The organism is Bacillus sp. JJ634, assembly GCF_036962285.1.
Taxonomy (GTDB): Bacteria; Bacillota; Bacilli; order Bacillales; family DSM-1321; genus Peribacillus; species Peribacillus asahii_A.
In genome coordinates this window covers 1-2172 of record NZ_JBALMU010000126.1, presented here as the reverse complement: position 1 = coordinate 2172, position 2172 = coordinate 1, and the positions used below count along the sequence as shown (strand labels likewise).

1 protein-coding gene is annotated in these 2172 nt (G+C 38.3%); it reads right to left on the bottom strand.

All coding sequences use genetic code 11. The features are described from left to right. Nucleotides 1-1958, bottom strand: a 1958-nt coding sequence (locus V7068_RS17595; protein ID WP_499713858.1) for a transglycosylase domain-containing protein, incomplete at its 3' end; no start/stop codon positions are given. Nucleotides 1959-2172 lie beyond the last annotated feature (214 nt).

Sequence of the window (2172 nt, the reverse complement as noted above, 5' to 3'; positions counted from 1 at the left end):
TCTTTCTTCTTCTCTTCCTCTTTCTTCCGCTGTTCACTAAGCTGTTTTTCTATCGCTGCTAAACCAAATTCTTTTTGGGAAAATTCCGTAGTAGACTTAGAGAGAACTTCTTTGAAAACTTTTGTGACAGTAGAACCGCTTGATTCTAGCAAATAATGTTTTTCATCCGTTTTATCATATCCCATCCAAACTGCTCCAACAATTTCTGGGGTATATCCTACAAACCAGTGGTCTTTTGATCCGCCGTCTGCATTAGCAAAAGGAAGCTCTGTTGTACCTGTTTTACCGGCTACTTCCCAGCCTTCCACTTGCGCCTTCACTCCTGTGCCTTCTTCCACAACCCCTTTGAGCATATAGGTTATTTTCTGAGCAACTGAAGGATCTGTAACTTTTGTAGCATTACTATGCCATTTTGCGATAACCTCTCCGTCCGCATCTTCCATTCTTTCAATAGAATGTGCTTCTACTCGTACACCATTATTAGGAAAAGTAGAAAACGCTTGAGCCATCAATAAAGGAGATACCCCTTCGCTCATCCCTCCAAGTGCGATACCTGGAGTATAATCCTCTTCTTTTAATGGAATACCGAAGCGCTCCAATGCATTCGTACCATATTTCAATCCCATTCTCTCCAATAACCATACAGGCGGGATGTTATAGGAATGTACCAACGCTTCATACATGGTCACTTCTCCATGGAATTGTTTATCAGCGTTCATTGGTTGATAGCCATCGATATTAATAGGTGAATCTTGTAATCTATCAAAGATTTCGTATCCTTGTTCTAAAGCAGGAGTATAGGCAGCCAGCGGTTTCATCGTAGATCCCGGTTGTCGTTTTAATTGAGTCGCACGATTAAACCCTCGAAAAGTATGTTCCCCTCTCCCTCCAACAAGTGCGTTAATTCCACCAGTTGAGGGGTTGATGAAGATGGCTCCACTTTGAATCAATTGGTCTGATTGGCTTGCAGGAAACATCTCTTCATCCTTATACACCTGTTCAACTGCATTTTGTATCGTAGGATTTAATTCTGTAAAAATATGTAGTCCACCCGAAAGAACCTCATTTTCTGTAAGATCATATTTTTTTATAGCCTCCTCAATAATATGGTCTACATAATAAGGATATTTCCCCTTATAGTCATCAATCTTTTTGCCCTCTAAGACAATAGGCTTTGCCTTTGCCTTTTCCACATCATTTTGACTGATGTACCCTTCCTTTTTCATTAACGATAATACGACATCTCTCCGTTCAACGGACCGTTCCATATCTTTAAATGGTGATAGAATGGAAGGTGCCTTAATCAACCCTGCGAGCATAGCCGACTCGCCTAATGTTAATTCACTAACATCCTTGCCAAAGTATATCTGTGCAGCACGCTGAATGCCCCACGCTCCTTCACCAAAATAAATCTGGTTTAAGTACCGTTCCATAATTTCATCTTTAGAGTATGTTCGTTCAATTTTTTTTGTAAAAATAAGTTCTTTAAACTTTCGTGTATACGTACGTTCTTGTGTTAAAAAAGCATTTTTGGCTAACTGCTGAGTAATTGTACTTCCACCAGCCACAACTTGACCACTTATTGCGTTTCGAGTAAATGCCCGGGCAATGGCTATATAATTAATTCCGTTGTGCTTGTAAAAACGTTGGTCCTCTGTTGCAATAACAGCATGAATAACGTCTTTTGGAATCTGTTTGATACTAACTCCCTCAATATTAGAAACAGCAATTTTACTAGCCACATCTCCATTTTGATCATAAATAATAGTTGGCTGTGGAGCCGGTTTTTCTAGTTTACTAACATCACTTCTCCAAATAAACATATTCAGTATGAGAAAACAACATAAGGCCATTGTTAAACCTGCTATTACAATCTTCACCTTCATACTTTTAGAGCTCAGCTTACTCCAAATCCTATTAGAGGATTTTCCTTGCTTCCTTCTTTCCATTCTTCCCATGTTTCATTCCTACCTTCTAGCCTGATAATGTTGCTGCATAAAGGTTATTGTTAAATACGAAAGATATGTAGGTCAATAGGGAATAAGTAATCTAATTTCTCTCCATAGAATGTAAACTATATATCAAAAGTTATATAAGAATTTTTATAGCGGATACCAAACATAACACCTAACCATTCAATTATTCTCAAGACCTAGATTAAAAAAAATCAAT